The sequence below is a fragment of the Streptomyces sp. NPDC057743 genome, assembly GCF_042798755.1.
Taxonomy (GTDB): Bacteria; Actinomycetota; Actinomycetes; order Streptomycetales; family Streptomycetaceae; genus Streptomyces.
In genome coordinates this window covers 61,869-87,235 of record NZ_JBHVJX010000010.1, presented here as the reverse complement: position 1 = coordinate 87,235, position 25,367 = coordinate 61,869, and the positions used below count along the sequence as shown (strand labels likewise).

The window sequence follows — 25,367 nt, the reverse complement described above, 5'->3', positions numbered from 1 at the left end:
AGGGTGCGGGAGTCGCGCCGTGACGAGTTCCGGTGAATTCCCGTGTGTGGCACGCGATATGGGCGAGTAAAGGATGCGTCAGGGCGGCGTTGGGGCCCGGAGTCGCTGCTCAGGGCGGTGAGAGAGAGTGATGAGCCTACTCGGTGGTAATTTCCGGCGGGCGGGGGTTGATTGGGGCAGAGAAAGTGCCCGGGGGCGTTTTCCGGCGGTTCGTGGCGCGTAATACGTGTGAACAGGGTCACGTTGCATCGGGCTGTGTGGCTGCTGCTACGTTGAGTGCGTTGCAGGGCGACCGAGGGGGCGCACGACCATTTGCCACGTCACTATTGTTGCGGGATCAGGTTCCTGTCGGTGTGGTGAATCCGCCATAGGGAGAGACCGGAAAGCCGGACGGTGAGCCGGCGGCAACGACGGGCCGTGTCGCGTCAGTTGCCGTGGGGTCGGGCCTGGTCTGCATGACCGCCCCTCGCCGATGCCCGCTATCCCGGCACCACGGCGCCCCTTACGTCAATTCGTATCGCTTCTTCGCCTCAGCATCACCTCAATACCGTTCCACCGCGACGGCGCTCGGGAGACCCCCGCTGCCCGTCGGTTCGTATGCGTGCCCGACCGGCGCGCGACGGGAAAGGTCCATTCGTTGATGAACACGGCGCCTGTGCCAGGCACCAGTCAGCAGCCATTACTCGAAGAGCTCTTCCGGGAACAGGTCGCGTGCCGCCCCGACGCACCGGCCGTGGTCGACGGCGAGACCACGCTGTCGTACCGCGAACTCCACGACCGTGCGGGCCGGGTGGCGGCCGGGCTGATCGCGCTCGGCGTGCGGCGGGAGACGCCGGTGGCCATGGCCTTCCCGCGTTCGGCCGACGCGATCGTCTGCACCATGGCCATCGTGCTGGCCGGCGGCGCCTACCTGCCGGTCAACCCCGACTTCCCCGGCGAGCGCCTGGCGCACATGCTGGGCGACAGCGGAGCCGAACTGCTGGTCTGTGCACCAGGGTTGGCCGGAACGCTGGCCCCCGCGTTACCGCAGACGACCCGGGCCATGACGCTCGGGGCGCTGATCGCCGAAGGGGAGCGCGCCGGGATCTCCCCGCCGACCGAGGCCGTGCCCAGTGCGGAAGAGCGGTCCCCGCTGGCCTACGTGATGTTCACCTCCGGGTCCACCGGTCGACCCAAGGGCGTGCTCGTGGAGCAGGCCGGCATCGTCCGACTGGTCAGGGACAACGGCTTCTTCCGCTTCTCCGCGGACGAGCGGCTGCTGTTGACCGGCGCCCTGGAGTTCGACGCGGCGACCTTCGAGATCTGGGGGTGCCTGCTCAACGGCGCGACGCTGTATGTGACCGGCAAGGAAACGCTGCTGGTCCCCGCCGCCCTGAAGACCTTCCTGCATCGCCACGCCATCACCGTGATGTGGATGACCGCCCCGCTGTTCGGCCAGACCGCGGACGCCGACCCCGCGGTCTTCGCCCGGCTGGGCGCGGTTGTCGTGGGCGGCGACGTGCTCCCGGCCCGCCAGGCACAGGCGCTGCGGACCGCGTACCCCGGGTTGCGGATCATCAACGGCTACGGCCCGACCGAGAACACCACCTTCACCACCACCCACGAGGTGCGGGACGCGGAGCCGGGCCCGGTGCCCATCGGGCGGCCGCTGAACGGCACGACCGTGCGGGTGTTGGACGAGGAACGACGACCGGTGCCCACGGGGACGCCCGGTGAGCTGTACACCGGCGGGAGTGGACTGGCCCGCGGCTACCTGGGCCGGCCGGACCTGACCGCGGAGCGCTTCGTCCTGATCGACGGCGAGCGCTGCTACCGCACCGGTGACCGCGTGACGCTGGACGCGGACGGCCTGTTGCACTTCCACGGCAGGATCGACGACCAGGTCAAGATCCGTGGGCACCGGGTGGAGGTCAAGGAGGTCGAGGCGGTTCTGTCGGGCTGCCCCGGCGTTCTGGACGGCTGCGTGATCGTCGCCGCGGACGAGGGCGGCAAGCACCTCGTCGGCTACGCGGTCCTCGACGGGGACACGGACGCCGAACGGATACGGGCGGCACTGGCGGCACGGCTGCCCGACTATCTGCGGCCGGACGACCTGGTGGTGCTGGACCGCCTCCCGTTGAATGCCAACGGCAAGGTCGACAAGGCCGCACTTCCCCCGGTGGCAAAGGGCATTGCCTGCCCGTCAGATGCCGCGGACGCATACGCCGGGTTGTCCGACGCGCAGCGGCGGCTCGCCGAGGTGTGGGACGTGGTACTGCGGCTGAACGGCCGTGCCGTGCGGCCCGAGGACGACTTCTTCACGCTGGGCGGCAACTCCCTCGCCGCCGGGGCGCTCATCGGGCGACTGGCCGTGCGGGACGGGGTGGCCCTCTCGTACCGGGAGGTCTTCGAGAGCCGCACCCTGGCGCGGATGGCGGAGGCCATGGAGCGCGCCGGGCAGACCCCGTCGGCCGGTCTCCCGCCGGTCACGCCGGCGCCGACCGGCGTCCCCACCGCCCTCCACCCGCAGCAGTACGGGCTGCACACCCACGCCCAGGTGGCGCCGGCCTCGCTCGCCTACCACATTCCGCTCCGCATCGACCTCGACGGGCCGGTGACGAGCTCGGCGGTGAGGTCCGCGCTGAGTGAACTGGTGCGCCGGCACGATGCGTTGCGGACCAGATTCGTCGTCACCGGCGGGGGAGTGCGACAACTGGCCGATCCCCACGCCGTGGTGGAGCTGGTGGGGCCGCCCGACTCCGACGTGTGCGCCGATGAGGACGACCGGTCGTTGCTGGCCTCCTTCGTTCGGCCCTTCGACCTGGAGAGCGGGCCGCTGCTGCGGGCGCTGCTGATCCGGTTGGACGACACCGGCCACCGGCTCTACCTCGACGTCCACCATGCGGTGTTCGACGGGGTGTCGTTGCGGATCGTCGCGGAGGAGCTCACCGAGCTGCTCTCCGGCGGCGCCCTGCCGGAGCCCAAGTGGGGCTACGCCGACGCCGCGCAGTGGTACGCCGAGCGGCTGGCCGAGGGCGCGTTCGCCGCCGACGAGCGGTACTGGACGGAGGTCCTGGCCGATCCGCCGCGGCTGGAGCTGCCCACGGACCACCCGCGCCCACCCGTGCGAGCGGAGAGCGGAGCGGTGGTGCGGCTGGCGCTGACGTCCGAGCGCGACGCGGCGGTCCGGCGGATCGCCGAACGGACCGGCAGCACGCCGTTCGCCGTGCTGCTCAGCGCCTACGGCGCGGCGCTGATGCAACTGTCCGGACAGCGCGACGTGGTGGTCGGCAGCCCGATGAGCGGGCGGATCCACCCCGACTTCGAGCCCGTGGTGGGGATGTTCGTCAACACCGCCCCGCTGCGCCTCACCGTCGGCGAAACCGCCACCCTCACCGACCTGTTGGACGCCGCCCACCAACGGCACCAGGAAGCCCTGGAACACCAGGCATACCCCTTCGACCGGATCGTCGGACAGTTGGGGCTGCCCCGGGACGCCACCCGGCTCCCCCTCCTGGACGCCTTCTTCGCCTGGCAGAACATCGACTTCCACGGCTTCGCCCGCGACGGGCTGAAAGTGGACGTCACCCTGCTGCACCCGGACTCCTGCCGCTTCGACCTGAACCTCCAGGCGTACCAGCGGCCCGACGGCACGGTGCTCGAATTGGAGTACAGCACCGCGCTGTTCACCGCGTCCTCGGCGGAATACCTCCTCCACCGCGTGGCCGAGCTGATCGACGACCTCGACGCCGCCCCGCACACCTCCCTGTTCGACTCCTCGGCGTCCACGAGCGCGGCCACCCCCGCCTACGCCGATTTCTCTTTCTAGAAGGACCCCATGACCAGCGCACTCCAGGTCCAGCAGGCCCTCCGCAACCACCCCGACCAGCAGGAGTTCTGGGAGACCCGCAGCCAGGGCTGGACCGAACCGGTCCAGGTCATCCGCGACCACCTGCGCCCCGGTGCCGGCGAACACCGCACCGCCGACGCCCGGTTGGACCCGGCCACCGCGACCGCCCTGACCCGGATCACCTCGGGCGACGCGGTGCTGCTGCGCACCGTCGCCGCCACCGCGCTGGCGCTGCTCGCCGCGCGGACCACCGACCGCGACGACATCGTCGTCCACCTGCCCGTGCCGCCGCAGCACTTCGACGCCCCCAACCGCGCCGTCCCGCTCGATGTGCGCATACCAGCGCAGACCGCGGCCAAGCAGCTCCTCGGGGCCGTCCGCACCGGATACCTCGAAGCGGCGGCCCATCTGGACGTGCCCGTACGGCACTTGCTGGAGCGCGCCGGCAGCCGCCCGACCGACTTCATGATCGCGGTCGACGGCGACCTCGGCCCGCAGGACGCCGACCAGGCCGGCGCCCCGCTGCTGTTCACCCTGACCACCGGCGCCGACCCGCGGCTGGCCCTGCGCTACGACCCGACGCTGTTCACCGAGGCCACCGCGGACCGCCTGCTGGACGGCTACCGCACCCTGCTGCACACCCTCACCACCGCACCCGACACCACCACCGACGCCCTCCGCGCCCCCTCCGAAGACGAACTCGCGCTGCTTCAAGGCGAGTTCAATGAAACGGACGCCGACTTCCCGAGCGGACGGCTGCTGCACAGCTTCCTGGAGGAACGGGCCCGCGAGCACGGTGACCGGATCGCCGTCGCCGACGGCAGCGGAACCACCTACGCCCGGCTCAACGCGGACGCCAACCGCCTGGCCCGCACCCTGCGCGCCCGCGGTGTGCGTGCCGGCAGCATCGTCGGCGTCTGCATCCCCCGCTCCGCCGCGATGCTCACCGCCCTCTACGCCGTACTCAAGGCGGGCGGCGCCTACCTGCCGATCGACCCCACGCTGCCCGACAACCGCATCGCCTACCTGCTGGAGCACAGCGGTACCGAACTGGTGCTCACCACCGGCGACACCGCCCACGTCCTCGGCACCCACCCCACCCTCGACCTCGACGACCCGGCCAACTGGGCGGCCGAGGACGGCGACCTCGACCCGGTCACCGGGCCCGATGACGCCTGCTACGTCATCTACACCTCCGGCTCCACCGGCCGTCCCAAGGGCGTCGTCGTCGAGCACCGCGCCATCGTCAACCGGCTGTGGTGGATGCAGCGCCAGTACCCGCTCGGCGCCGACGACGTCATCCTGCACAAGACGCCGTTCACCTTCGACGTGTCGGTGTGGGAGATCTTCTGGTGGACGCTGGCCGGCGCCTCGGTCGCCACCCTGCCCAACGGCGCGGAGAAGGACCCCGAGCGGATCGCCGCGCGGGTCGCTGAGAGCGGGGCGACCACCCTGCACTTCGTGCCCAGCATGCTGCACGCCTTCCTCACCTTCACGCGCGCCGCCGGCACCACCTCCGCCCTCCGCACGCTGCGGCAGGTCTTCGCCAGCGGCGAGGCGCTCGCCGCGGCCCATGTCGAGCTGTTCCGCCAGGCGTTGCCCGACGCCCGGCTGAGCAACCTCTACGGCCCGACCGAGGCCGCCGTCGACGTCAGCTACTTCGACTGCGACACCGTCGACACCACCCGCTCGGTGCCCATCGGCCGCCCCATCGACAACATCAAGCTGCTGGTGCGCACCCGCAGCGGCGACCTCGCCCCGATCGGAGTGCCCGGCGAACTGTGCATCGCCGGCGTCGGCCTGGCCCGCGGCTACCTGCACGCACCGGAGCTCACCGCGGAGCGCTTCGTCGCCGGCCCGGACGGCTTCGGCCGCCTCTACCGCACCGGCGACCTGGCCCGCTGGCTGCCCACCGGAATCCTGGAGTACCTCGGCCGGCTCGACACCCAGGTCAAGATCCGCGGCTACCGCATCGAACTGGGCGAGATCGAGCACCTGGCGAGCGGGGTGGCCGGAGTCGTCGAGTGCGCCGTTGCGGCCGTCGAGGGCGACCGCGGTGAGAAGGCGCTGTGCGCCTACGTCGTCGCCGGACCCGGCTTCGAGGAGACGGCGCTGCGCACCGCGCTCGCCGCCGAACTGCCCTCCTACATGGTCCCGCAGTTCCTCGTCACCGTCCCCGCCATCCCCACCAACCACAACGGCAAGCGTGACCTGGCCGCCCTGCCACGCCCGGCCCAACAGAACGTCGAAGAACAGCACATCGAGCCGACCACCGACACCGAGCGCCTGATCGCCGCGGTGTGGGCGGACGTCCTGGGCACCGAACGCATCGGCGCACAGGACAGCTTCTTCGCCCTCGGCGGCGACTCCATCCTCGGCATCCGCGTGGTGGCCGCGCTCCGACAGGCCGGCTACGAGGTCACCGTCGGCGAGGTCTTCGCCCACCAGCGACTCACCGACCTCGCCACCGTGGTACGCCCGGCCCAGCAGGCGGCCCAGCCCGAGCCCACGACCGGGGACACCGGCTCCTGGCCGGCCTCCGCGCTCCAGCAGGGCATGATCTACCACAGCAGCGTGGACACCGAAGTACCCGTCTACCACGACATCTTCCGCTACCACGTGGACGTCCCCCGCGTCGACGCCGACGCCCTGGTGACCGCCTGGCGCCGACTGACCCAGCGTCACCCCGTGCTGCGGGCCCGCTTCGACCTGGAGACCTTCGACCGGCCCCACATGGTCGTCGAGGACGCCCCGGCGCTGCCGGTGGAGGTCGTCGACCTGCGCACCGCCGCGGACCCGGCCGCCGACGTCACCGCCTGGGCCGAACAGGAGAAGCGCAACCCCATCGACCCGGGCACCGCCCCCGTCTACCGCGTCCGGATCTTCGTCACCGCCCCCGACCGCATCACCCTCGGCCTCAGCTTCCACCACGCCCTCCTGGACGGCTGGAGCGTCGCCTCCCTGGTGGAGGAGTGGGTCCGCGGCTACGGCGATCTCCTCCAGGGCCGGGGCCAGCCCCCCGCCCCCGCCGTGACCCTGCAATCCCACTACGCCGTCCTGGAACGGCAGGCCGAAGAGGACCCCTCCCAACGGGACTTCTGGGCCGCCGAACTCGACGGCGCCGACATCACCGAGGTGCCGCGGCTCGGCACCGACCGCGGCCACGGCGTCACCTCCGAAGTCGTCATCGCCGCCCGCCCGCTGGACCCGGAGTTGCTTCAGACGCTGCGCCGCCGCGCCCAGGAATGGTCCGTCCCGCTCAAGAGCGTCTTCCTGGCCGCACACCTGCGGGTGCAGGCGTTCGTCGCCAACCGACACCAGGTGACCACCGGACTCGTCGCCAACGGCCGGCCCGAGGTCGACGGCGCCGAGACCGCGCTCGGCATGTTCCTCAACACCCTGCCGTTCCGGCTCGACCTCGACACCGACCACACCTGGCGCGAACTGGCCGAACGCTGCTTCGCGTTGGAACAGCGCCTGCAACCCCACCGCTGGTACCCGCTGCCGGCCATCCAGAAGCTGCACGGCGGCCCGGCCTTCGACGTGCTGTTCAACTTCACCAACTTCCACGTCCACCAGCAGGACGCACCGGCCGACGGACCCGCCGTCCGCGCCGTCGACTACTTCGAGCAGACCAACGCCCCCCTCGTCGTCTACGTCGGCGCCAACGCCTACGAGGGCGGCTGGGAATACCGCATCGGCTACGACCCCGGACAGTTCACCGCCGAGCAGATCGACCGCTACCTCGGCTACTACGGCAACTGCTTCCAGGCACTGGCCACCGCCGGCGAACGCCCCTGGGCCGACACCGTCCCGCTCACCGCCGACGAACGCGCCGTACTGCTGCCCGCCGTCGCCCACCCCACCGTCCCCGAACTCGACGGCAGCGCCACCCTCGTCGACCGCTTCGCGGCCATGGCCGACAAGCACGGCGACGCCACCGCGGTCTCCTGCGACGGACGCCGGCTGACCTACCGCGAACTCGACCGCCGCGCCAACGCGTTGGCCCACCACCTGGCCGCCCGCGGCGTCCGCCCCGGCGACCTCGTCGCCCTGGCGCTGGAGCGCGACGTCGAGATGGTCGTCAGCATCCTGGCCACCCTCAAGGCCGGCGCGGTGTACGTACCGATCGACCCCGGCTACCCCGAGGACCGCATCCGCACCACCGTCGAGGACGCCGGCGTCCGCCTGGTCCTGGCCACCGCCGAGGTGTGCGCGCTCTTCCCGGACCGCGCCACCCTCACCGGCACCGCGGACGCCCTGGGCACCCTCGTCGGCGCGGGCGCCGACCACGGCCCGGAGCACGGCCTGACCGCCGACTCCCCGGCCTACGTCATCTACACCTCCGGTTCCACCGGCCGCCCCAAGGGCGTCCTGGTGACCCACGGGAACGTCCTGCGCCTGTTCTCCCGCACCGAGCACTGGTACGGCTTCTCCGAGGACGACACCTGGGCCCTGTTCCACTCCTTCGCCTTCGACTTCTCCGTATGGGAGTTGTGGGGCGCCCTGCTGTACGGCGGCCACCTCGTGGTCGTTCCCTACTGGGTCAGCCGGTCCGTCGAGGACTTCGCCGACCTCGTCGTCACCGAGGGCGTCACCGTCCTCAACCAGACCCCCTCCGTCTTCGGACAGGTCAAGCAGGCCCTGATGGACCGGGTCGGCCCCGACGACGTCCGCCTGCGGCACGTCGTCTTCGGCGGCGAGGCGCTGGACTTCGCCGGACTGGCCGACTGGTTCGACCACTTCGGCGACGCCCGCCCCGAGTTGGTCAACATGTACGGCATCACCGAGACCACCGTGCACGTCACCTACCGTCCGGTGCGCGCCGCCGACACCCGCGCCCCCGGCAGCATGATCGGCGAGCCCCTCCCCGACCTCGGCCTCTACCTCGTCGACGCCCTGGGCCGCCCGGTGCCCCTGGGCACCCCCGGCGAGATCGCCGTCACCGGCGGCGGCGTCGCTCTCGGCTACCTCAACCGGCCCGAGGAGAACGCCAAGCGGTTCGTCGCACTCGACCTCGGCCACGGCCCGACCCGCGCCTACCGCTCCGGCGACCTGGCCCGCCGACTGCCCGGCGGCGACGTCGAATACCTCGGCCGCGGCGACGCCCAGGTCAAGATCCAGGGCTACCGCATCGAGACCGGCGACATCGAGTCCGCACTGGTCGCCCACCCCCGCATCGACTCGGCCCTGGTCATCGCCTTCACCCGCCGCACCGGCGGCAAGGCCCTGGCCGGCTACTACGTCCCGCTACCCGGCGAGGCCATCGACCGCCAGGAGTTGCGCGCCCACCTCACCGACCGGCTGCCCGGCTACATGGTGCCCAGCTTCCTGGTCGAGGTCGAGCGCTGGCCCCTGACCATCAACGGCAAGACCGACCGACGCGCACTGCCGCACCCCGAGGACCACTCCGGCGGCACCGACCGCGCCCACACCGCGCCACGCAACGCCACCGAGGCTCGCCTGACCGCCGTCTGGCAGGACGTCCTCGGCCTGGAACGGGTCGGCATCGACGACGCCTACTACGACCTGGGCGGCGACTCCCTCCAGGGCATCCGCCTCATCGGCGCCCTCCGCCGCGCCGGCTACGAGGTGCCGCTGCACGAGCTGTTCCGCCTCCAGACCATCCGCGCCCTGACCGACCACGGCATGATCACCGGCACCGGCGACCCGTCGGCCCAGCCCGCCGAGACCCGGCCCTTCGACCTGCTCGACACCGAGGACCGGGACCGCCTCCCGGCGGACATCGTCGACGCCTACCCCGCCACCCAGCTCCAGCTCGGCATGATCTTCCACACCGACCTCGAACCGGCCCAGGCGGTCTTCCACGACCTGATCCGCTACCGCATCGACCTCCCCTTCGACCAGGAGACCCTGACCGGCCTGTTGACCGCCATGGTCGACGCCGAAGGCCACGAGATCCTCCGCACCTCCTTCGCCCTGGACGGCCACCGCCGCCCGCTCCAACTGGTGCACCCCCACGGCCGGGTGGAACTCACCGTGCACGACCTCACCCACCTCGACGACGCCCAGCGCACCGCGCACGTCGACGCCTGGTTCGAGGCCGAGAAGAGCACCGGATTCGACTGGCACCTGCCGACCCAGATGCGGTTCTTCGCACACCGCGCGACCGACGACTCCTTCTACCTCTCGGTCAGCTTCCACCACGCGATCATCGACGGCTGGAGCTTCTCCGGCCTGATGGCCCGACTGCTGGACGACTACCGCAACGCGCTAGCCGGCCGCGCCCCGACCCCGCACCGCCCGGCGCCGCTGGCCTACCGCGACTACGTCGCCCTGGACCAGGTCGCCCAACAGGACACCGCGGCCCGGGACTACTGGACCGACCTGCTGACCGGCGCCCCCGACACCACACTGCCCCGCCTACCCGAGCCCGGACGCCGCTGGTCGGAGGCCGAACTCCGGCTGGACGAGGGGCAGTACGACCGCCTGGCCGCGCTCGCCGCCCGGCACGGCGTCTCCGTCAAGCACCTGTGCCTGGCCGCCCACTTCCGCGCCCTGTCACTGATCACCCGCACCACCGACGTGACCACCGGCGTCTTCGGACACGGCCGCCCCGAACACCTGGAAGCCGACCGCATGGTGGGCCTCTTCCTCAACATCGTGCCGCTGCGCACGGCCACCGACGGCTCGTGGGACGAACTGATCGCCGCGGTCAACCGCGTCGGCCACGAACACCTCCCGCACCGCCGCTACGCCTACGCCGGCATCCAGCAGGCCATGGGCGGGCGCCGCCTGGTCGAGACCGCCTTCAACTTCGTCAACTTCACCGCCTACGCGGACCAGTTGGGCGAGGACGGCGGGCAGGTCATCGGCGACCTCAAGTGGTTCGAACACGCCGACTTCGCCCTGCTGGTGACCTTCAGCGCCGACCTGTTCACCCGCCAGATGCGGGTCCACTTCAACGCCGCGGCACACGTCCTCGGCACCGAGGCGGTGCACACCCTCGCCGCCGTCTACCGCACCGTCCTCGCCGACCTGCTCGACGAGCCGGCGGCGGGGCCGGACCTCACCGCCCTCCTGGCCCAACTCCCGCCACCCGCCGACGGCGCGCGCCACCCCTACGACCGCCCCGCACCCACCGCGCACCCCGCCGGCCTCGACGCCCTCGATCCGGCAGCCCTCCGCGCCCTGCTCACCGAACTCCTCGGCGACACCGCCCCCGACGGCACCGTCCCCGCCCTGGACTCCCTGACCACCCTCCGTCTCGCCCACGCCCTCAAGCGCCGCCACGGCATCGACATCCCACTGCCGGAGCTGCTCGACGGCACCGCCCTGGCCCACGCCCTGGGACGGTGACCATGAAGGCGACGTTCTCCACCATCCTCCTCAGCTCACTGGGCTCCACCGTCCTGTGGCTGCTCCTGGTGCCGAACTTCCAGGCACAGACCCACTCCGACGCACTGGTCGGCCTGCTCGGCATGGAACGCCAGGTACTCGGCGTGGTCGGCGCGCTGCTGGTCGGCGTCTGGGCCGACCGGGGCCGGATCGGCCGGAAGTTCGCCCTGCTCCAGGGCATGCAACTGGCCCTCGCGGTGGCCTTCCTGCTGCTGACCTGGCTCGGCACCGCAGGACCGGACTTCGTCCTGGTATGGACCGCGCTGCGGTTCACCCTGGTCGGCGCGAGCTCAGTCCTCGCCTACCGGCTGCTCGCCGACGCCTCCGGCTCCAGCGCCCAGGGCGCGGTGCTCCAGATGGTGACCTCCCCACAGGGCGCCATGGTCTTCGCCGCCGTCATCTGCGCGGCGGTACCCGCCTGGACCGCACACACCCTGGTCACCGCGCTGGTCTTCGACATCGTCTCCTCGCTCCTGGTGATCTGGCTGCTGCTGGCCCGCCCGGAGGTCGGCGAGGGCGAGTTCGGCTTCGAGTGGCGCCATGTGCTGCGGCGCGGCGCCGCAGCCGTGCGCAGCTACTGGTTGCCCGAACTGTGGCCGTGGAACCTGCTCCAACTGGGCTTCCTGGTCAGCCTCTCCGGCATGATGGTCTACGCCAGCGTGATCGCCGAGGCCCAGACACTGGTCCCCACCGGCATCGCCTTCTCCGGCGGCTGGTTCTTCTACGGACTGGCCTTCTGGCTGACCGCCCCCCTGCTGCGCAACCCCGAACGGGCCCGCCGCTGGGCCCTGGCCTTCGCCGGCGTCCTGATCGCCTGCGGCGTGGCCGGCACCCTGATCGGCCGCTCCGCCTTCCCCGTCCACATGGTCCTCTACGTGGCGCTGACCTTCGTCAACGCCTACTGGATCCACTTCACCAACGCCCGCATCCTCGAACCGGCCCCCGCCACCCACCTCGGCCAGATCCGTGCGAGCATGATCTTCTACCTCGGACTGGTCTTCGGCATCGGCGAACAAGTCGTCGGCCTGTTGCTGGAGTTGAAGACCGGACTGCTGCTGCTCGGCCTGGCCCACGTGGTGGGCGGCCTCGCCCTGGCCGGCGCGCTGCTCGCCATCCGTACCCGCACCCGCCGCCGCGCCCTCGTGCCGGTGGCCTGACCCAAGGAGCTCCCATGACCCCCGAAGAGATCGTCGACGGCCAGCTCGCCGCCTACAACGCCCGCGACCTCGACGCCTTCCTCGGCTACTACGTCGAGGACGTCCCGGTGTACGCCTTCCCCTCCGGTGAGGTGCTCGCCGACCGCTCGGGCCCGGCCTTCCGCGAGCGCTACCGCGCCCTCTTCGACGGCAGCCCCAACCTGCACGCCGAACTCGTCTCCCGGGTCACCCACGGCCGCATCGTCATCGACCAGGAGCGGGTCTCCGGCTTCCAGGGCGACGAGGTCCGTGCCGCCGTCGCCCTCTACGAGGTCGGCGAGGAGCGCATCGAACGCGTCTGGTTCGCGGTGTGATGACCCGGCCCGACGAGGCGTGACCCACCCTGCATGACCACCTCCCGCGGACGCCCATGCACGGCGTCCGCGGGAGAGGCGTTTGGTGGGCCAGCCGCCGGCCGGGGCGTGCCGTCCCCGGCGGCCGCCGTCACATCGTCGGGATGGTGGCGCGGAATTTCTTCGTCAGATCGGCACCGCGGATCACGCCACCCTTGTGGTACTTCAGCCCCCAGGCATCGATCACCGAACCGTCCGCGAACATGCAGGCGGACATGGCCTTCGACGGGTCCTTGAGGTTCTTGGGGCCCCAACCGCCGCCGTCCGTCGGCCGGTTGCCGAACATGGCGGTCCCGTTGATGCCCTGGCAGTAGGCGATGGAGGGGTTGCCGGGGCTGCTCGGGCCGTTGGGCTTGCGGACGTAGGCGAGCGCGGCGAGGGTCGGCTTGTCCGCGGCCAACGTGTCCGCACCGATCATGATCTGACTGCCGTCGCCGGCGGTGAACAGACACATCTCCCGCTCACCACCCAGCGGCGTGATCTTGTTGCCGGTGCTCGTGAAGTAGGGGACCCGGGTCTCGGCCTTGCCGCCCTGCTGCGCACACCAGGCCGCATCCGCGGACACCGAGTGCCGCACCGGACCGGCGGCCGGGCCGCCGCGCGACGTTCCGGCATCGGGCGCGGTGGCCGCGTTGGCCACCACGGCCGTACCGGAGAGCAGGGCGAGCACGGACACGGCAAGGACATGGGAGCGCTTCACGCTTCCTCCTGAAGATGCTGGGCGGGAAGTGGCTGCCGGCCGGCTGGGTGCACGCGCCCATCCTCAGCAACCCCCGTCGCACCGTCAACGCACGTCACCCGGCCTTCCGGCGGGCCCACGGACATTGACGCGATCGCGCGGGTGCGCCCTCGACGACGTGCCCGGACCGGCGATCAGATCCGGCCAGTAACGGAGGCGTAATTCCCGCGTCTATGAGGCGTGTTGCGAAACGGCTAGAGTCTTCGGGCCATGAACGCCCCACTGCTGCGCATCCGGCTGCTCGGCGGCTTCCGCCTCGCCCGCGAGGACGGCGCACCGCTCGCGGCGCGCTGGGCCCGCCCCGGCGCACGCACCCTGGTCAAGCTGCTGGCCCTCGCCCCGGACCACGCGCTGCACCGCGAGCAGATCATGGCCGTGTGCTGGCCGCACGCCGAACTCCGGCCCGCACTGGGCAGCTTGCGGGTGGCCCTGCACACCGCCCGGCACGCGCTGGAGCCCGAACTGCCGCCGCGCGGCACCTCCGCCTATCTCGTCGGCGACGGCGAACTGCTGCGACTGGCACCCGACACGGTACGCGTCGATGTCGACGAGGCCCAGGCGCGCGCGGCGCGGGCCCTGCGCGGGGGCGGGCGGCGCGAACTGGCCGACGCACTGGAGGCGTTGGGCGGCGAGCTGCTGCCCGAGGACCGTTATGCGCCCTGGGCCGAACCGGCCCGCGAGCGACTGGTGCACCGGCGGGCCGAGCTGCGCGACGCACTCGCCGAACGGCGCAGACCCGCGCGTCAGCAAGCGACGCGGCCCGAGGTGGACGCGGCGCGGGTACGGCTGGACTGGGCCCTGCACCTGGACCGCTCGGGGCGGTACGACGAGGCCGTGCGCGTGGCGCGCGAGGCGCTGCACGCGTACCAACGCCAAGGGCTGCGCGACGCCTGTGCCTTGGCCGCGGCCCGGCTCGCGGAGGTGCTCAGCCGCGGCCGGGGCGCGCAGCAGGCGCTGTTGGTCCTGGACGCCCATCCGCCCGACCCCGGTGCCCCCGACGCCATCCGGGCCGCGCATCACATGGCGCGTTCGGCGGTGCTGTCGTACCGCGGCCGGTACGCGGACGGACTGGCGGCCGCGCGGGCGGCCGAGCGCTGCGCCGGGGCCGCGCGCGGGGCCGACGCGGCGGTGCTGCTGGCCCGTTCGCTGGCCCAACAGACCGTCTGCCTGGGCCTGTCCGGCCGCGCCGACCAGGCCGCCGGGCCCGCCGCGGCGGCCCTGGCACCGGCCGAGGAGTCCGGCGACCGGGCACTGCTGGCCACCGTGCTCTCCGTGCTGCGGGAGACCGAGCGCCGCGCCGGCCGGCTCGGCGACGCGCTGGCCCACGGACACCGCGCCCTCGCCCTGGCCGAACAGGCCGGCCGCCCCACCGCCACCGCCTTCGAACGCGCCAACCTCGCCGAACTCCATCTCCTGCGGGGCGAACGGGCGGACGCCGAGCGACTGGCCCGGGCCTCGGTCGAACTGGCCGAGCCGTTCGGCGGCACGGCACTGGCCTTCGCGCTGACCGCACTGGCCCGCGTGCGGGGCGGGGCCGCGCCGCGGGAGGCCGAGCGGCTGCTGACGCGGGCCGGGCGCTGCGCGGTGGACGGCGGGCACCTTCAGGCCATCGAGGAGGTGCGACTGGCCCGCTCCGAAATGGTCGGGGGCGGTGCGGCGCGGCAAGCGTCACGGTGATCCCATCGGCCGGCCGCACCGGGGCAGTTCGGGCTTCGCCACGTACCTCGCCCGTGCCCTGGAAGGTCGCCCGAGCGCGGGCGTAGCCTGCCGGCTGACGCGACCACGCCGGCTCGGCGAGGGCCGGCCAGCGGAAGGAGCCGCCTTGGAAGGCAGCACGCCGTCAACGCCGTCCGCAACCCCGCACCGACTCGACGCCACGGGAGCCGGCGGGCACGCGGAGGCGGACCTCCTACGAGAGCGCGGGCCGGCCGCTTCGGTACTGCTGCCGGGCGGGGTGCCGGCCGTCGCGGTCACCCGCCACGAGGAGCTGCGGAACTTCCTCGCCCACCCCGACGTCGCCAAGGACCCCCGCCACTTCGCGGCCCTCCAACAGGGCGCCGTCCCGGACGACTGGCCGCTGACCGTCTTCGCCACCGTCAGCGGCATGGTCACCGCTGACGGGACCGACCACCGCCGCCTGCGCGGTCTGGTCACCCGCGCCTTCACCGCCCGCCGCGTCGAGGCCCTCCGACCGCGCGTCGAGCAGCTGACCGCCGACCTCCTGGACCGACTCCCCGAACTGGCGGACCCCGACGGCACCGTGGACCTCCGCACCCACTTCGCCTACCCGCTCCCCATGGAGGTCATCGGCGAACTCCTCGGCGTCGACGGCGAGCTGCGGGACACCCTCCACCGCTGCTCGCAGACGATCGTCAGCACCTGCGCCACCCCGGAGGAGACCCGTGCCGCCCATCAGGAGACGGCGGCCACCCTCGAACGCGTCGTCGCGGCCCGCCGCGCCACGCCCGGCGACGACCTCACCAGCGCCCTCCTCGCCGCCCAGGCGGAGGACGGTGACCGGCTCACCGCGGGCGAACTGGTCGGCACGCTCCTGCTGTTGATCGTCGCGGGCCACGAGACCACGCTCAACCTCCTCACCAACGCCGTGCGGGCACTGTGCAGCCACCCCGCCCAACTGGCCCTGGTCCGCGCCGGCCGGGCCAGTTGGGCGGACGTCGTCGAGGAGACGCTGCGCCACGACAGCCCGGTCGGTCACTTCCCCTTCCGCTACCCCACCCGGGACCTGACGATCGGCGACACCCTCGTCCCGCGGGGCACCGCGGTGCTCGCCTCCTACACCTCCGCCGGCCGCGACCAGCGCGCCTACGGCCCGGACGCCGCCCGCTTCGACGTGACCCGCCGCCCCGAGCACCGCCACCTCTCCTTCGGCCACGGCCCCCACCACTGCCTGGGGGCGCCCCTGGCTCGGATGGAGGCGACGATCGCCCTCCGCGCGCTCTTCACCCGCCACCCCGGGCTCACCCTCGCCGTCCCCGACGCCGAACTGCCCCGACACCGCAGCTTCGTCGGCAACAGCACGGACATCCTTCCGGTCCGCCTCGGAACCGCGCGGTGAGCGCCGCTCGGGACCCCTCCGGCGCGCGGTCCGCCACGTGACGCACAGGCCCGCGCGCGACCGCAGCCGCCGCGGTGTACTGCCGGATCCGGGTCGGATCGCGTCGTCATCGCGGCGGCCGAAGTCGCGCAGCGGGTCAACCGGAAGGTCAACCGGAGGGTCGATTGCGGGTCAACTGCCGGTCACCAGGGGCCACAACCGGTCGCTGCCGGCCGCCACCACCCGCCGCCCGATCCGCCGCTGCCAGGCGTGCTCGCCGCCGTCCTCGTCGCGCCAGGACCACATCCGGGTGGTGGCCAGATGCAGCGGGCTGAGCTCGGTGAAACCGATCGCGCCGTGCAGTTGGTGGGCGATGCGGGCGATCTCGGCCACCGAGGCGGAAGCCTGCGCCGCCGCGATCCACGCGGGGAACTCCGCCGAGCCGGGCTCGGCCAGGGCCGCGGCAGCTGCGCCCACCGCCGCACCGATCAGCGCCGCCTCCTCGACCAGCTTGGCCTCCTCCTGCTTGACCGCCTGGAAGTGGCTCAACGGGCGCCCGAACTGCACCCGGGACGAGGTGTGGGCCACGGTCAGTTCGACGCAGCGGCCCGCCGCCCCGGCGATCAGCGCGGCCCGCGCCAGACCGGCCCGCCACCGCGCCTCCTCGACCAGCGCCGCCGGAATCCGGCGCACCCGCTCGGCGGGCACCGCCACATCGATCAGCACGAGCTCGTCCCGGGGCTCGCCGGCCAGATTGGTGCCCGCGACCCGTTGGCACTGGCCGGCGTCCAACAGCAGCAGCACCGGCCCGCTGGACGGCCCCTCGGTCAGTACCACCACCGCGTCCGCGCCGCGGGCCCACGGCACCCGGCTCAGCGTGCCGCTGACCCGCACGGCGTCATCGGTGCCGCCGGCGCCCAACGGGCCGACCCGGCTGCCGGTGTCCACGTGCGCGAACCGCACGTCGAGCGGGCCGGAGGCGACGGTGAGCGGGCCGTCGGGGACGGGCAGTTGGGCCGCGGCCAGCAGCGGTCGGGCGACGAGCAGCGTCTCGGCGAGCGGCGCCGGGGTGCCGCGGCGGCCGGCCTCGCAGGCCAGGTCCACCAGGACGGCCGGGTCGGCGTCGAGCGGCGGCAGGGCCCCGGCGGCGCGCAGTGCCTGCCACAGCGCGTGGGCGGACTCGGCGGGGCGCTCCAGGGCGTCGGTCCCGTTAGTCCCGTTGACCTCGTCGGTCCCGTCCGCTGCGCCGAGGACGGCGGCGGCGCGCTCGAAGAGAGATTGCGTGCTCATGAGTTCAGCTCCAGACCTCGGGTGATGATGCCGCGCAGGATCTCGTTGGTGCCACCGCGCAGGGTGTAGCCGGGGGAGTGCAGGATCGCGGTGGCGAGCAGTTCGGGGAAGGTGCCGCGAGTGGCGTCGAAGCGGGCGGCGACCGGGAGGATCTCCCGGACCTCGGCCACGAGTTCGCCCTCGAAGCGGGTGCCGAGGTCCTTGACCAGCGCGGCCTGCACATCGGCCGGGCGCCCGGCCTCCAGGGCGGCGGCCACCCCCAGCGAGAGCTGCCGGATCGAGGCCAGGCGCGCGGTCAGCCGGCCCACCCGGCCGTGCTGCTCGGGGTTGCACGCGGACCGTTCCAGCTGATCGACGAGCGCGATCAGCAGCGGCAGCGTGGACAGGAAGCGCTCGGGTCCGCTGCGCTCCAGGGCCAGTTCGCCGGTGACCTGTTGCCAGCCGTCACCCGGACGACCGAGCAGCGCGTCCTCGCCGACCTCGACGCCCTCCAGATGGAAGTAGTTGAAGGTGTGCTCGCCGGTGAGCAGGCGGATCGGCTCGACCCGGATGTGCGGAGCGCGCAGGTCGACGATGAACTGGCTCAGCCCGGCGTGCCGGTCCTCGCAGTCCTCGGTCCGGGCGAGCACGATCGCGTAGTCGTTGATGTGCGCGCCACCGGTCCACATCTTGGTGCCGGTCAACCGCCAGCCGCCGGCGGTCCGTTCGGCCCGGGTCTGCACGGAGGCCAGGTCCGAGCCGCTGTTCTGCTCGCTCATGCCGATCGAGAAGAAGCACTCACCGGCGGCGATCCGGGGCAGATAGCACTTCCGCTGCTGCTCGGTGCCGTGCCGCAGGATGGAGGGCCCGGCCTGCCGGTCGGCGACCCAGTGGGCCGAGACCGGGGCGCCGGCGGCCAGCAACTCCTCGATGACGACATAGCGTTCGAGGTTGCCGCGCCCGCCACCGCCGTACTCCTGCGGCAGGGCCATGCCGACCCAACCACGCTCGGCCAGGCGGCGGGTGAACGCGGGGTCCCAACCGGTCAGCCAGGAGTCGGGCCGGCCCAGGATGGTGCCGGCGGCGCGCTCCTCGGTGAGGAAGTCGCGCACCTCCTGACGCAGTTTCCGGGCCTCGGGGGGAAGTTGCACGGCCCCGGTGCTGAGGGCAGAGAGAACCATTCGGATACTCCTCACGGGTAGGGATGGACGGGTGGTCGACCGAGCGGTCAGGCGCCCGTGAAGTGCGGGCGGCGGTGCTCGCGCTGGGCCCGGACGCCCTCGCGGAAGTCGTCCGTGGTGGTCGTCACCGGCTGGGCGAGCGCCTCCCAGGCCAGGGCCTGCTCGACGGTGGGCTGCCCCTGGGCCAGCCCGCTCTTGGTCAAGCGGACCGCCAACGGGGCCGCCGCGGCGATCTCCTCGGCCACGCTGAGCGCGGTGTCGAGCACCTGGTCGGCGGGGACCGCGGCCTGCACCATCCCCATGGCCGCGGCCTGCGCGCCGCTCACCAGCCGCCCGGTCAGCAGCAGTTCACGGGCCCGCGGCAGCCCGACCGCCTCGGCGAGCGTCGCGGTGGTGGCCATGCCCGCGTGCAACCCGAGCCGGACGAACGGCGCGCCCAGCTTCGCGTCCTCGGCGGCGTAGCGCAGGTCGCAGGCGAGCGCCAGCGCCAGTCCGGCGCCCACCGCATGGCCGTTGACGGCCGCGATGGTGGGAACGGGCAGGTCGCGGACGGCCAACCAGGTTCGGTAGAAGTCCGACAGATGGGACCGGGCGCCGGCGAGGCCCTGGTCGTGCTGGTCGGCGAGTTCGCCGAGGTCGGCGCCCGAGCAGAACGCGGGGCTGGTGCCGGTGACCACGACGGCGCGCAGGTCGGGCGACTGGCGCAGGGACCGGAGGGCGCGCCGCCACTCCTCGGTCAGCCGACCGGTCATCGGGTTGCGCCTGGCGGGATTGTCGAAGGTGAGCACGGTGATGCCGTGCGGGCGGCGCTCGATGCGCAGCGGTTCCTGCTCGCTCATGAGGGGCCTCGCTTCCGGGAGTTGGGGTCTCAGGCGGCCGGGTTGCGGCCGATCTCGGCGAACACTTCCTCGGTGTGCTCACCGAGCGCCGGGCAGTGCCGGTGCAGTCCGGCCGGGGTGGCCCAGTACCGCACGGGCTGCCCGATGAGGTGGTAGCTGCCCTCGGTGGGGTGTTCGACGCTCTTCAGCAGTTCGCCCTCGACGGCGTAGTCGCTGTGGGCGGCCTCGTCCAGGCTCAACACCGGGGCCGCCGGAATGCTGGCGGAATCACAGAACGCCTGCCACTCGGCGTTGCTACGCCGGACGGTCAACTCGCCGACCAGGGCGTAGAGTTCGTCGACGTTGCGGGCGCGCTCGGGCAGGGAGGCGAAGCGCGGCTCGTCGGCCAGTTCCGGGCGGCCGACGAAGGCGAAGAAGTCCCGCCAGTTGCGGTCGCTGTAGGGCAGGATGCACATCCAGCCGTCCGCGGTGCGGGAGGCGGTGCGCTGCGAACTGAGCGCCCGCGCATAGCCGATGGGCCCCTCGGGCGGGTCCAGGGTCGCCGCCGCCAGATGCTCGACCAGGTTGAAGGCCATCATGGTGTCGGCCATCGGAACCTCGACGTGCTGCCCCTGCCCGGTACGGTCGCGGTGGTGCAGCGCGGCGAGCGCCGACTGGGCGATCACCAGCCCGCAGATCTTGTCCGCGAGGACCGTGGGCACGAAGTACGGGACCCCGCTGACCTGTTCGTTCAGCCACACCAGGCCGGAGGCCGCCTGGACGATGTCGTCGTAGGCCGCGTGACCGCCGAGCGCGGAGTCGCTGCGAAAGCCCTGTGCGTTGAGGTAGACCAGCCCGGAGTTGACGGCCGCCACCTCCTCGTAACCCAGGCCGAGCCGGGCCAGCGCCTGCGGGCGGACGTTGGTGAGGAACACATCCGCGGTCGCGAGCAGGTCGAGCAGCGCCTCGCGGCCACCCGGTGCCTTGAGGTCGATCACCACACTGCGCTTGTTGCGGTTGAGGTTGAGCGCCAGCGCACCCATCCCGGGGTTACGGGTCGGCGGGTAGGAGCGGGTCATGTCCCCGGCCGGCGGCTCGACCTTGATCACATCCGCCCCGAGGTCCCCGAGCTGCTGCGCCGCGTACGGTGCCATGATCACGCTGGCCAACTCGACCACCCGCACCCCGCTCAACGGCCCCACGCCACCGGCCTCTTGCTGCCCTGCCGCCATGCCATGCCTCCGATCCGGCTCGGAACCGGCTCTGGCTGCCGGCCCGTTGAGACCAGTCAAAGCCCGGGCAACCCATATCGTCCAATACTTCCTACTGCCACCTCTCATATGCCCAGCCATATGAATCGGGAAGGGTGCATCCGGCTCGCCCCCTGCTCGTTCTCCGCGGATGGCCGAAGTACGCCCTGGGTAAGGTGCCTCCATGTCCCAGCCGAACGCCACGGATTCCCGCCTGCTCACCGAGGCCGTCACCCGCCTGCGACGCTCCCTGCGCGCCTCGATCCGCACCGACTATCCGTGGGAGACGCTGCCCATGGCCCAGGTCGAACTGCTCCAGGTCCTCGCCGAGCATTCGCCCGCCCGGGTCGGCGATCTGGCGGCCCGTCAGCGGCTGGCCGTCAGCACGGTCAGCGGGCTCATCGGACAGATGATCAACGCCGGCCTGGTCGCCCGGGCCGTCGACCCCGCGGACCGCCGCGCCTCGGTCGTCACCCTCACCGAACAGGGCAGCGAGCAACTGGCCGCCTGGACCCGCGCCCACGAGAGGCGGTTGGAGTCCGCGTTGGGATCGCTGGACGAGCCCGACCGGGCCGCCGTACGAGCCGCATTGCCGGCACTCTTCCGGGTTGCGGAGTTCCTGGAGGAGCGGGGGGAGTGACTGGCGGGGCCGCGCGTTGCGCAACAGATGCCCGTTGGCGCAGAGTTGACAAACAGTCAGCCAGCGGTCCGACCCGTTTGAGAAGCCCCCGACGGCAGGATGGCGCCGCCCCAGACAGGGAACCCGCCAAACGTCACGTCACCCGCCGTGCCGGAGTCGCAGTGCCAGGGCCGGGCACTGGTTGACCGCACGACGGGCGCCGTGCTCCTGCCAGGAGGCGACCGGAATGGCGGTGGAGGTGGGATAGCCGTGCGGGCCGAGGCGGACGAGGCCGGGGGCCAGTACGGCGCACAGGCCGTGGCCGGCGCAGCGGGACCAATCCACCTCCAACCGGGCTCCGTTGGCGCGCGGCAGCGGCAGTACGCCGCGCACCGGGCGGCCGCAACCGGGACCGGCAAGGTGCGCGTCGACGTCCTCGGCAAAGACGTCCAGCGCGGTGAGCACGAAGCGGGCGGTGCCGTCGGGGTGCGAACAGGCGCCCCCGCCCTGGGCGGCCCCGAGCGCGGACCGGGCCTCTTCCAGCACCGAGGGCTCGGCGGCGCCGGCGGCCAGCAGGGCCAGGGCCTCGGCGGCCGCGGGGAGGCCGCGCTTGCACGGCCCGCACTGGCCGGCCGACTCGGCCGCCAGCCAGGCGGCGACCTGGGCGACCTCGCCGAGCGGGCAGGTGCTGTCCGGGAGCGCGACGATCGCGCCCGCGCCGAGCGTGCCGCCGCGGTCGGTCAGTCCGGCTCGGGAGAGCGGCGCCTCGACGGCGTCCGCCGATGGCAGCCAGGCACCGTGGTAGCCCCCCACCAGCACCCCGGCACCCGGCCGCAGCCCGCAGGCATCCAACACCGAGCCCAGTCGGACGCCGGCCGGAACCTCGACCACCAGCGGACCGGCATCCGGTCGGTTGACGGTGAGCAGGATCGTGCCGGCTTCGGTGACGGTGCCGACGGACGCATAGGCGTCGGGGCCGAGGCGGGCCGCAACGGCGAGCTGCGCCCAGGTCTCGGCGTTGGAGAGCAGCGTCGGACGGCGGCGCACCCCGCCCGTTCCGCCGTCGGCCGCGCGGGACTTCAACGGCGCGGGCACCACCGGCAGACCGTTGACGCCCCGGATCAGGGCCCCCGACTCACCGGAGACGAAGCGCTCGGGCAGACACAACGTCCTGGCCTGGCAGGGGAGTTCGCGCTCGGCGACGGCGGCCGGGACCGATATCTCGCCGGGGCTGCCCGCGGTGACGCCGATCACGATCTCCTCCGCGCCGAACGCCGCCGCGGCCAGGCAGGCACCGTCCAACACCAGATGCGGAACGCGGGTGAGCAGCATCTTGTCCTTGGCGCTGGCCGGTTCGCCCTCGGCGCCGTTGACCACGATGACGGGCGGCGCACCGGTGCGGTCGGCGGCAACGAGCGCGGCCCGGGCCTTGCGGGCGAACGGGAAACCGGCACCGCCGCGACCGGGCAGCGCAACCGCGTCAGCCAGCGCGAGCAGACCCTCCCGGTCCAGCTGGTGCAGCGGCTGATGGGCACGGGTGTGCGCGGCGAGATCCAGGCGCTGGTGGCGATCCAGTCCGGCGGTGAGCCGGGCCGAACCCATCCAGCCGACCTCGGGCAGCTCCAGCGGGGTGTCCTTCACTCGGTGCTCCTCGGTCGGGCCCGCCGAAACGGCCGGTGCCGCGAGCCAGCGGCGTGCCGGGGCTGCCCGGCCGGGCCGGCGCTTCGCGCGGACCGCGGACGGGGCACCGCCGACGTCGCGGACTCGGCCGCCCAGGCAACCGGACGGGCTCCGGTCACGGGCCGGGCGGACGGCGTGGACAAGGCAGCCAACGCGGCCGGGCGGGCGGAAGCGGGCCGGTACGCCTTGGCGCCCCGCCGCCGTCGGCTCAGGGACCGACGATGCCCCAGGTAGGAAAGCCCGCGGACCAACAGCGCCAGCGCCACCAGCGCGGCACACAGGCCGTACCCCCACAGCACCCACACATGCGCCTTGCGCCCCGCCGTCAGCCCGTGCACCAACGCGATCGGCCAGCAGGCATACGCCGTCGAATGCAGCACCCGCCACAGCCACGGGCGACGACAACCGGCGAACCGCCCCCGGAACACACCGGTCGCCGCGATCAAGACGAGCAGATCGGTGGCGAGGGTGCCCAGGCTCACCGCGAGGGCGACGCGACCGGTGAACGGGACCACCGCGTTCTGCGCGGCGGTATGCCGCTCGATGACCTTGACCGCGATATGGGTGCCCAGGAAGCCGAGCGCCGCGACGGCGCTCGCCCGATGCATGGACTGCACCGCCACCCGGAGCCGGGGGCTGAGCACCAGCCGGTCGGTGGCGACCAGCCCGCACACCACCACGGCGGTCAGCGAGACCAGGGTGAAGACGCCGGCGAAGTAATCCAGGAAGGCCATCGTCCGGCCGGTCAGTGCGGCCGTCGCGGCGCCCGCCGAGGACTGGGCGAGCAGGGCGACGCTGGAAATGGGACACCTTCTTCCGTGCACTCGTGCCCCGCAGCCAAGACCGCGGCGGGGCCGGACCGAGATCCCCCGCATGCTCATGTCGAGGAGAACACCGGCGGGTGTGGCGCAGCCGTCCTGCACGACATCGCACATTCTTAGCGCGTCCCCGGCCGGTGACAACGAACCCCACTACGACCCACGACCGTATTGAGAGCCGACGGCGGCATGGGTTTCTCGGAGGTTCTTCGGAGGCCGGCTACGAGTTGGGCGCTACTATCGCGCATAGGAGAACTGAGCGTGATGTGACCGGTCTCACCTGCGCGGGGTCGGGTCCGGGCCATGGACCGCGACGCATTACCTCTTCGCTTCCCCCTCTGCGGTGGCCCGACCATGACAAGCTCGGGCAGGGGAGAAGGCAGTAGAGAACCAGTGAACTAACAGGGGGACCGGAATGGAGATCACGCGAAGGGACCCCGTCGAGGCCGCTCGCGGGCTTGCCCGGCACCTCTTCGACGATGCGCTCACCGTGGTCGTGGGCGGCAGCGTGCTCACCGAACGCCGCACACCGACCTCCGACTTGGACATGGTCGTGGTGACCGGCCCGCGCGAGAACCCCTACCGCCACTCGTTGACGTGGGAAGGGTGGCCGGTGGAGATACTGGTCCACGACGAGCGGACGTTGGCCGCCTACTGCGCCGACAACCTGGCCCGCCGCTGGCCCGGCATCCCCCGACTGATCGCCGAGGGCACGCTGGTGAGCGACCCCGTCGGGCTGGGGAAACGGCTCCAGACGGAGATGCGCCGCCGCCTGGCCGAAGGACCGACCGCCGCGACCCAGGCCGAACTGGACGCCCATCGCTACCAACTCACCGACCAGCTCGACGACTTGACCGGCGCCGATGACCCCGCCGAGATCGCCTTCATCGCCTGCAAGGTCCTGACCAAGACGGCACAGCTTGCCCTGCTGTCCGGCCGGCGCTGGCAGGGCACCGGAAAATGGCTGCTGCGCGAACTGCGCGACCATGACCCGGTTTTGGCCGACCGCCTGGCCCACTCCCTCGCCGCTCCCGCCCGACTTGCCGAGGTCGCCCGGGGCGTGCTCGATGACGCGGGCGGCCCGTTGCGGGCGGGCTACCGAGTAGCCGATCCACGCGTCCCGTGACGCGACGGCGACGCGACGGCGACGATGCGCGCCACGTCCGTCAGCGTGCCAGACCGCCCGCTGATCAGCAGACGT

At 72.6% G+C, this 25,367-nt stretch carries 15 protein-coding genes; 8 read left to right on the top strand and 7 right to left on the bottom strand.

The window, feature by feature from the left end; all coding sequences use genetic code 11:
• The first annotated feature begins 640 nt into the window (after positions 1-640).
• The 4 genes from ACFVFQ_RS13625 to ACFVFQ_RS13610 are packed head-to-tail and all read left to right on the top strand — an operon-like array spanning position 641 to position 12,698.
• Positions 641-3,808, top strand: a complete 3,168-nt coding sequence (locus ACFVFQ_RS13625; RefSeq protein ID WP_383413895.1) for an amino acid adenylation domain-containing protein — start codon at positions 641-643, stop codon at positions 3,806-3,808.
• Between the two features lie 9 nt (positions 3,809-3,817).
• The gene (locus ACFVFQ_RS13620) at positions 3,818-11,149 is read left to right on the top strand and encodes an amino acid adenylation domain-containing protein (protein WP_383413893.1); all 7,332 of its coding nucleotides are present in this window, start codon (positions 3,818-3,820) and stop codon (positions 11,147-11,149) included.
• 2 nt (positions 11,150-11,151) lie between these two features.
• Complete coding sequence (locus ACFVFQ_RS13615) at positions 11,152-12,345, top strand: hypothetical protein (RefSeq protein ID WP_383413890.1); 1,194 nt, start codon at positions 11,152-11,154, stop codon at positions 12,343-12,345.
• A 14-nt stretch (positions 12,346-12,359) separates the two neighbouring features.
• The gene (locus ACFVFQ_RS13610; RefSeq protein ID WP_383413887.1) at positions 12,360-12,698 is read left to right on the top strand and encodes a nuclear transport factor 2 family protein; all 339 of its coding nucleotides are present in this window, start codon (positions 12,360-12,362) and stop codon (positions 12,696-12,698) included.
• Positions 12,699-12,828: 130 nt separating this feature from the next.
• Here ACFVFQ_RS13610 and ACFVFQ_RS13605 read toward each other — a convergent pair whose 3' ends face one another.
• Positions 12,829-13,437, bottom strand: a complete 609-nt coding sequence (locus tag ACFVFQ_RS13605; RefSeq protein ID WP_383413883.1) for a hypothetical protein — start codon at positions 13,435-13,437, stop codon at positions 12,829-12,831.
• 249 nt (positions 13,438-13,686) lie between these two features.
• Here ACFVFQ_RS13605 and ACFVFQ_RS13600 point away from each other — a divergent pair, with 249 nt between their 5' ends.
• Both ACFVFQ_RS13600 and ACFVFQ_RS13595 read left to right on the top strand, forming a co-directional pair.
• Positions 13,687-15,153, top strand: a complete 1,467-nt coding sequence (locus ACFVFQ_RS13600; RefSeq protein ID WP_383413880.1) for a hypothetical protein — start codon at positions 13,687-13,689, stop codon at positions 15,151-15,153.
• Positions 15,154-15,298: 145 nt separating this feature from the next.
• Positions 15,299-16,552: a cytochrome P450 gene (locus tag ACFVFQ_RS13595; RefSeq protein WP_383413877.1), complete on the top strand. Its 1,254-nt coding sequence runs from the start codon at positions 15,299-15,301 to the stop codon at positions 16,550-16,552.
• A gap of 171 nt (positions 16,553-16,723) precedes the next feature.
• Here ACFVFQ_RS13595 and ACFVFQ_RS13590 read toward each other — a convergent pair whose 3' ends face one another.
• From ACFVFQ_RS13590 to ACFVFQ_RS13575, 4 genes are read right to left on the bottom strand one after another with little or no spacing between them, the layout of a single operon-like run.
• Positions 16,724-17,821: an acyl-CoA dehydrogenase family protein gene (locus ACFVFQ_RS13590; RefSeq protein ID WP_383413874.1), complete on the bottom strand. Its 1,098-nt coding sequence runs from the start codon at positions 17,819-17,821 to the stop codon at positions 16,724-16,726.
• Complete coding sequence (locus ACFVFQ_RS13585; RefSeq protein ID WP_383413871.1) at positions 17,818-18,981, bottom strand: acyl-CoA dehydrogenase family protein; 1,164 nt, start codon at positions 18,979-18,981, stop codon at positions 17,818-17,820. The genes ACFVFQ_RS13590 and ACFVFQ_RS13585 overlap by 4 nt, the downstream gene beginning before the upstream one ends.
• 47 nt (positions 18,982-19,028) lie before the next feature.
• The gene (locus tag ACFVFQ_RS13580; RefSeq protein WP_383413868.1) at positions 19,029-19,820 is read right to left on the bottom strand and encodes an enoyl-CoA hydratase/isomerase family protein; all 792 of its coding nucleotides are present in this window, start codon (positions 19,818-19,820) and stop codon (positions 19,029-19,031) included.
• A gap of 29 nt (positions 19,821-19,849) precedes the next feature.
• Positions 19,850-21,031 (bottom strand): CaiB/BaiF CoA transferase family protein, encoded by a 1,182-nt coding sequence (locus ACFVFQ_RS13575; protein WP_383413865.1) that lies wholly within the window; start codon positions 21,029-21,031, stop codon positions 19,850-19,852.
• Between the two features lie 202 nt (positions 21,032-21,233).
• Here ACFVFQ_RS13575 and ACFVFQ_RS13570 point away from each other — a divergent pair, with 202 nt between their 5' ends.
• Positions 21,234-21,689, top strand: a complete 456-nt coding sequence (locus tag ACFVFQ_RS13570; protein WP_383413863.1) for a MarR family winged helix-turn-helix transcriptional regulator — start codon at positions 21,234-21,236, stop codon at positions 21,687-21,689.
• A 138-nt stretch (positions 21,690-21,827) separates the two neighbouring features.
• On the opposite strand, the gene ACFVFQ_RS13565 is transcribed toward ACFVFQ_RS13570, so the two are convergent.
• Together ACFVFQ_RS13565 and ACFVFQ_RS13560 are read right to left on the bottom strand one after the other, a co-directional pair.
• The gene (locus tag ACFVFQ_RS13565; protein ID WP_383413860.1) at positions 21,828-23,309 is read right to left on the bottom strand and encodes an NADH-ubiquinone oxidoreductase-F iron-sulfur binding region domain-containing protein; all 1,482 of its coding nucleotides are present in this window, start codon (positions 23,307-23,309) and stop codon (positions 21,828-21,830) included.
• The gene (locus tag ACFVFQ_RS13560) at positions 23,306-24,172 is read right to left on the bottom strand and encodes a hypothetical protein (protein ID WP_383413857.1); all 867 of its coding nucleotides are present in this window, start codon (positions 24,170-24,172) and stop codon (positions 23,306-23,308) included. The genes ACFVFQ_RS13565 and ACFVFQ_RS13560 overlap by 4 nt, the downstream gene beginning before the upstream one ends.
• Before the next feature lie 409 nt (positions 24,173-24,581).
• Here ACFVFQ_RS13560 and ACFVFQ_RS13555 point away from each other — a divergent pair, with 409 nt between their 5' ends.
• On the top strand, positions 24,582-25,292 hold the full coding sequence (locus tag ACFVFQ_RS13555; protein ID WP_383413854.1) for a nucleotidyltransferase domain-containing protein: 711 nt from the start codon (positions 24,582-24,584) through the stop codon (positions 25,290-25,292).
• Positions 25,293-25,367: the final 75 nt, after the last annotated feature.

Bases quoted from the DNA above. Each gene is read 5' to 3' on its own strand.
- ACFVFQ_RS13625 (WP_383413895.1), top strand. From the start codon at position 641: ATGAACACGGCGCCTGTGCCAGGCACCAGTCAGCAGCCATTACTCGAA.
- ACFVFQ_RS13620 (WP_383413893.1), top strand. From the start codon at position 3,818: ATGACCAGCGCACTCCAGGTCCAGCAGGCCCTCCGCAACCACCCCGAC.
- ACFVFQ_RS13615 (WP_383413890.1), top strand. From the start codon at position 11,152: ATGAAGGCGACGTTCTCCACCATCCTCCTCAGCTCACTGGGCTCCACC.
- ACFVFQ_RS13610 (WP_383413887.1), top strand. From the start codon at position 12,360: ATGACCCCCGAAGAGATCGTCGACGGCCAGCTCGCCGCCTACAACGCC.
- ACFVFQ_RS13600 (WP_383413880.1), top strand. From the start codon at position 13,687: ATGAACGCCCCACTGCTGCGCATCCGGCTGCTCGGCGGCTTCCGCCTC.
- ACFVFQ_RS13590 (WP_383413874.1), bottom strand. From the start codon at position 17,821: ATGAGCACGCAATCTCTCTTCGAGCGCGCCGCCGCCGTCCTCGGCGCA.
- ACFVFQ_RS13585 (WP_383413871.1), bottom strand. From the start codon at position 18,981: ATGGTTCTCTCTGCCCTCAGCACCGGGGCCGTGCAACTTCCCCCCGAG.
- ACFVFQ_RS13580 (WP_383413868.1), bottom strand. From the start codon at position 19,820: ATGAGCGAGCAGGAACCGCTGCGCATCGAGCGCCGCCCGCACGGCATC.
- ACFVFQ_RS13575 (WP_383413865.1), bottom strand. From the start codon at position 21,031: ATGGCGGCAGGGCAGCAAGAGGCCGGTGGCGTGGGGCCGTTGAGCGGG.
- ACFVFQ_RS13570 (WP_383413863.1), top strand. From the start codon at position 21,234: ATGTCCCAGCCGAACGCCACGGATTCCCGCCTGCTCACCGAGGCCGTC.
- ACFVFQ_RS13555 (WP_383413854.1), top strand. From the start codon at position 24,582: ATGGAGATCACGCGAAGGGACCCCGTCGAGGCCGCTCGCGGGCTTGCC.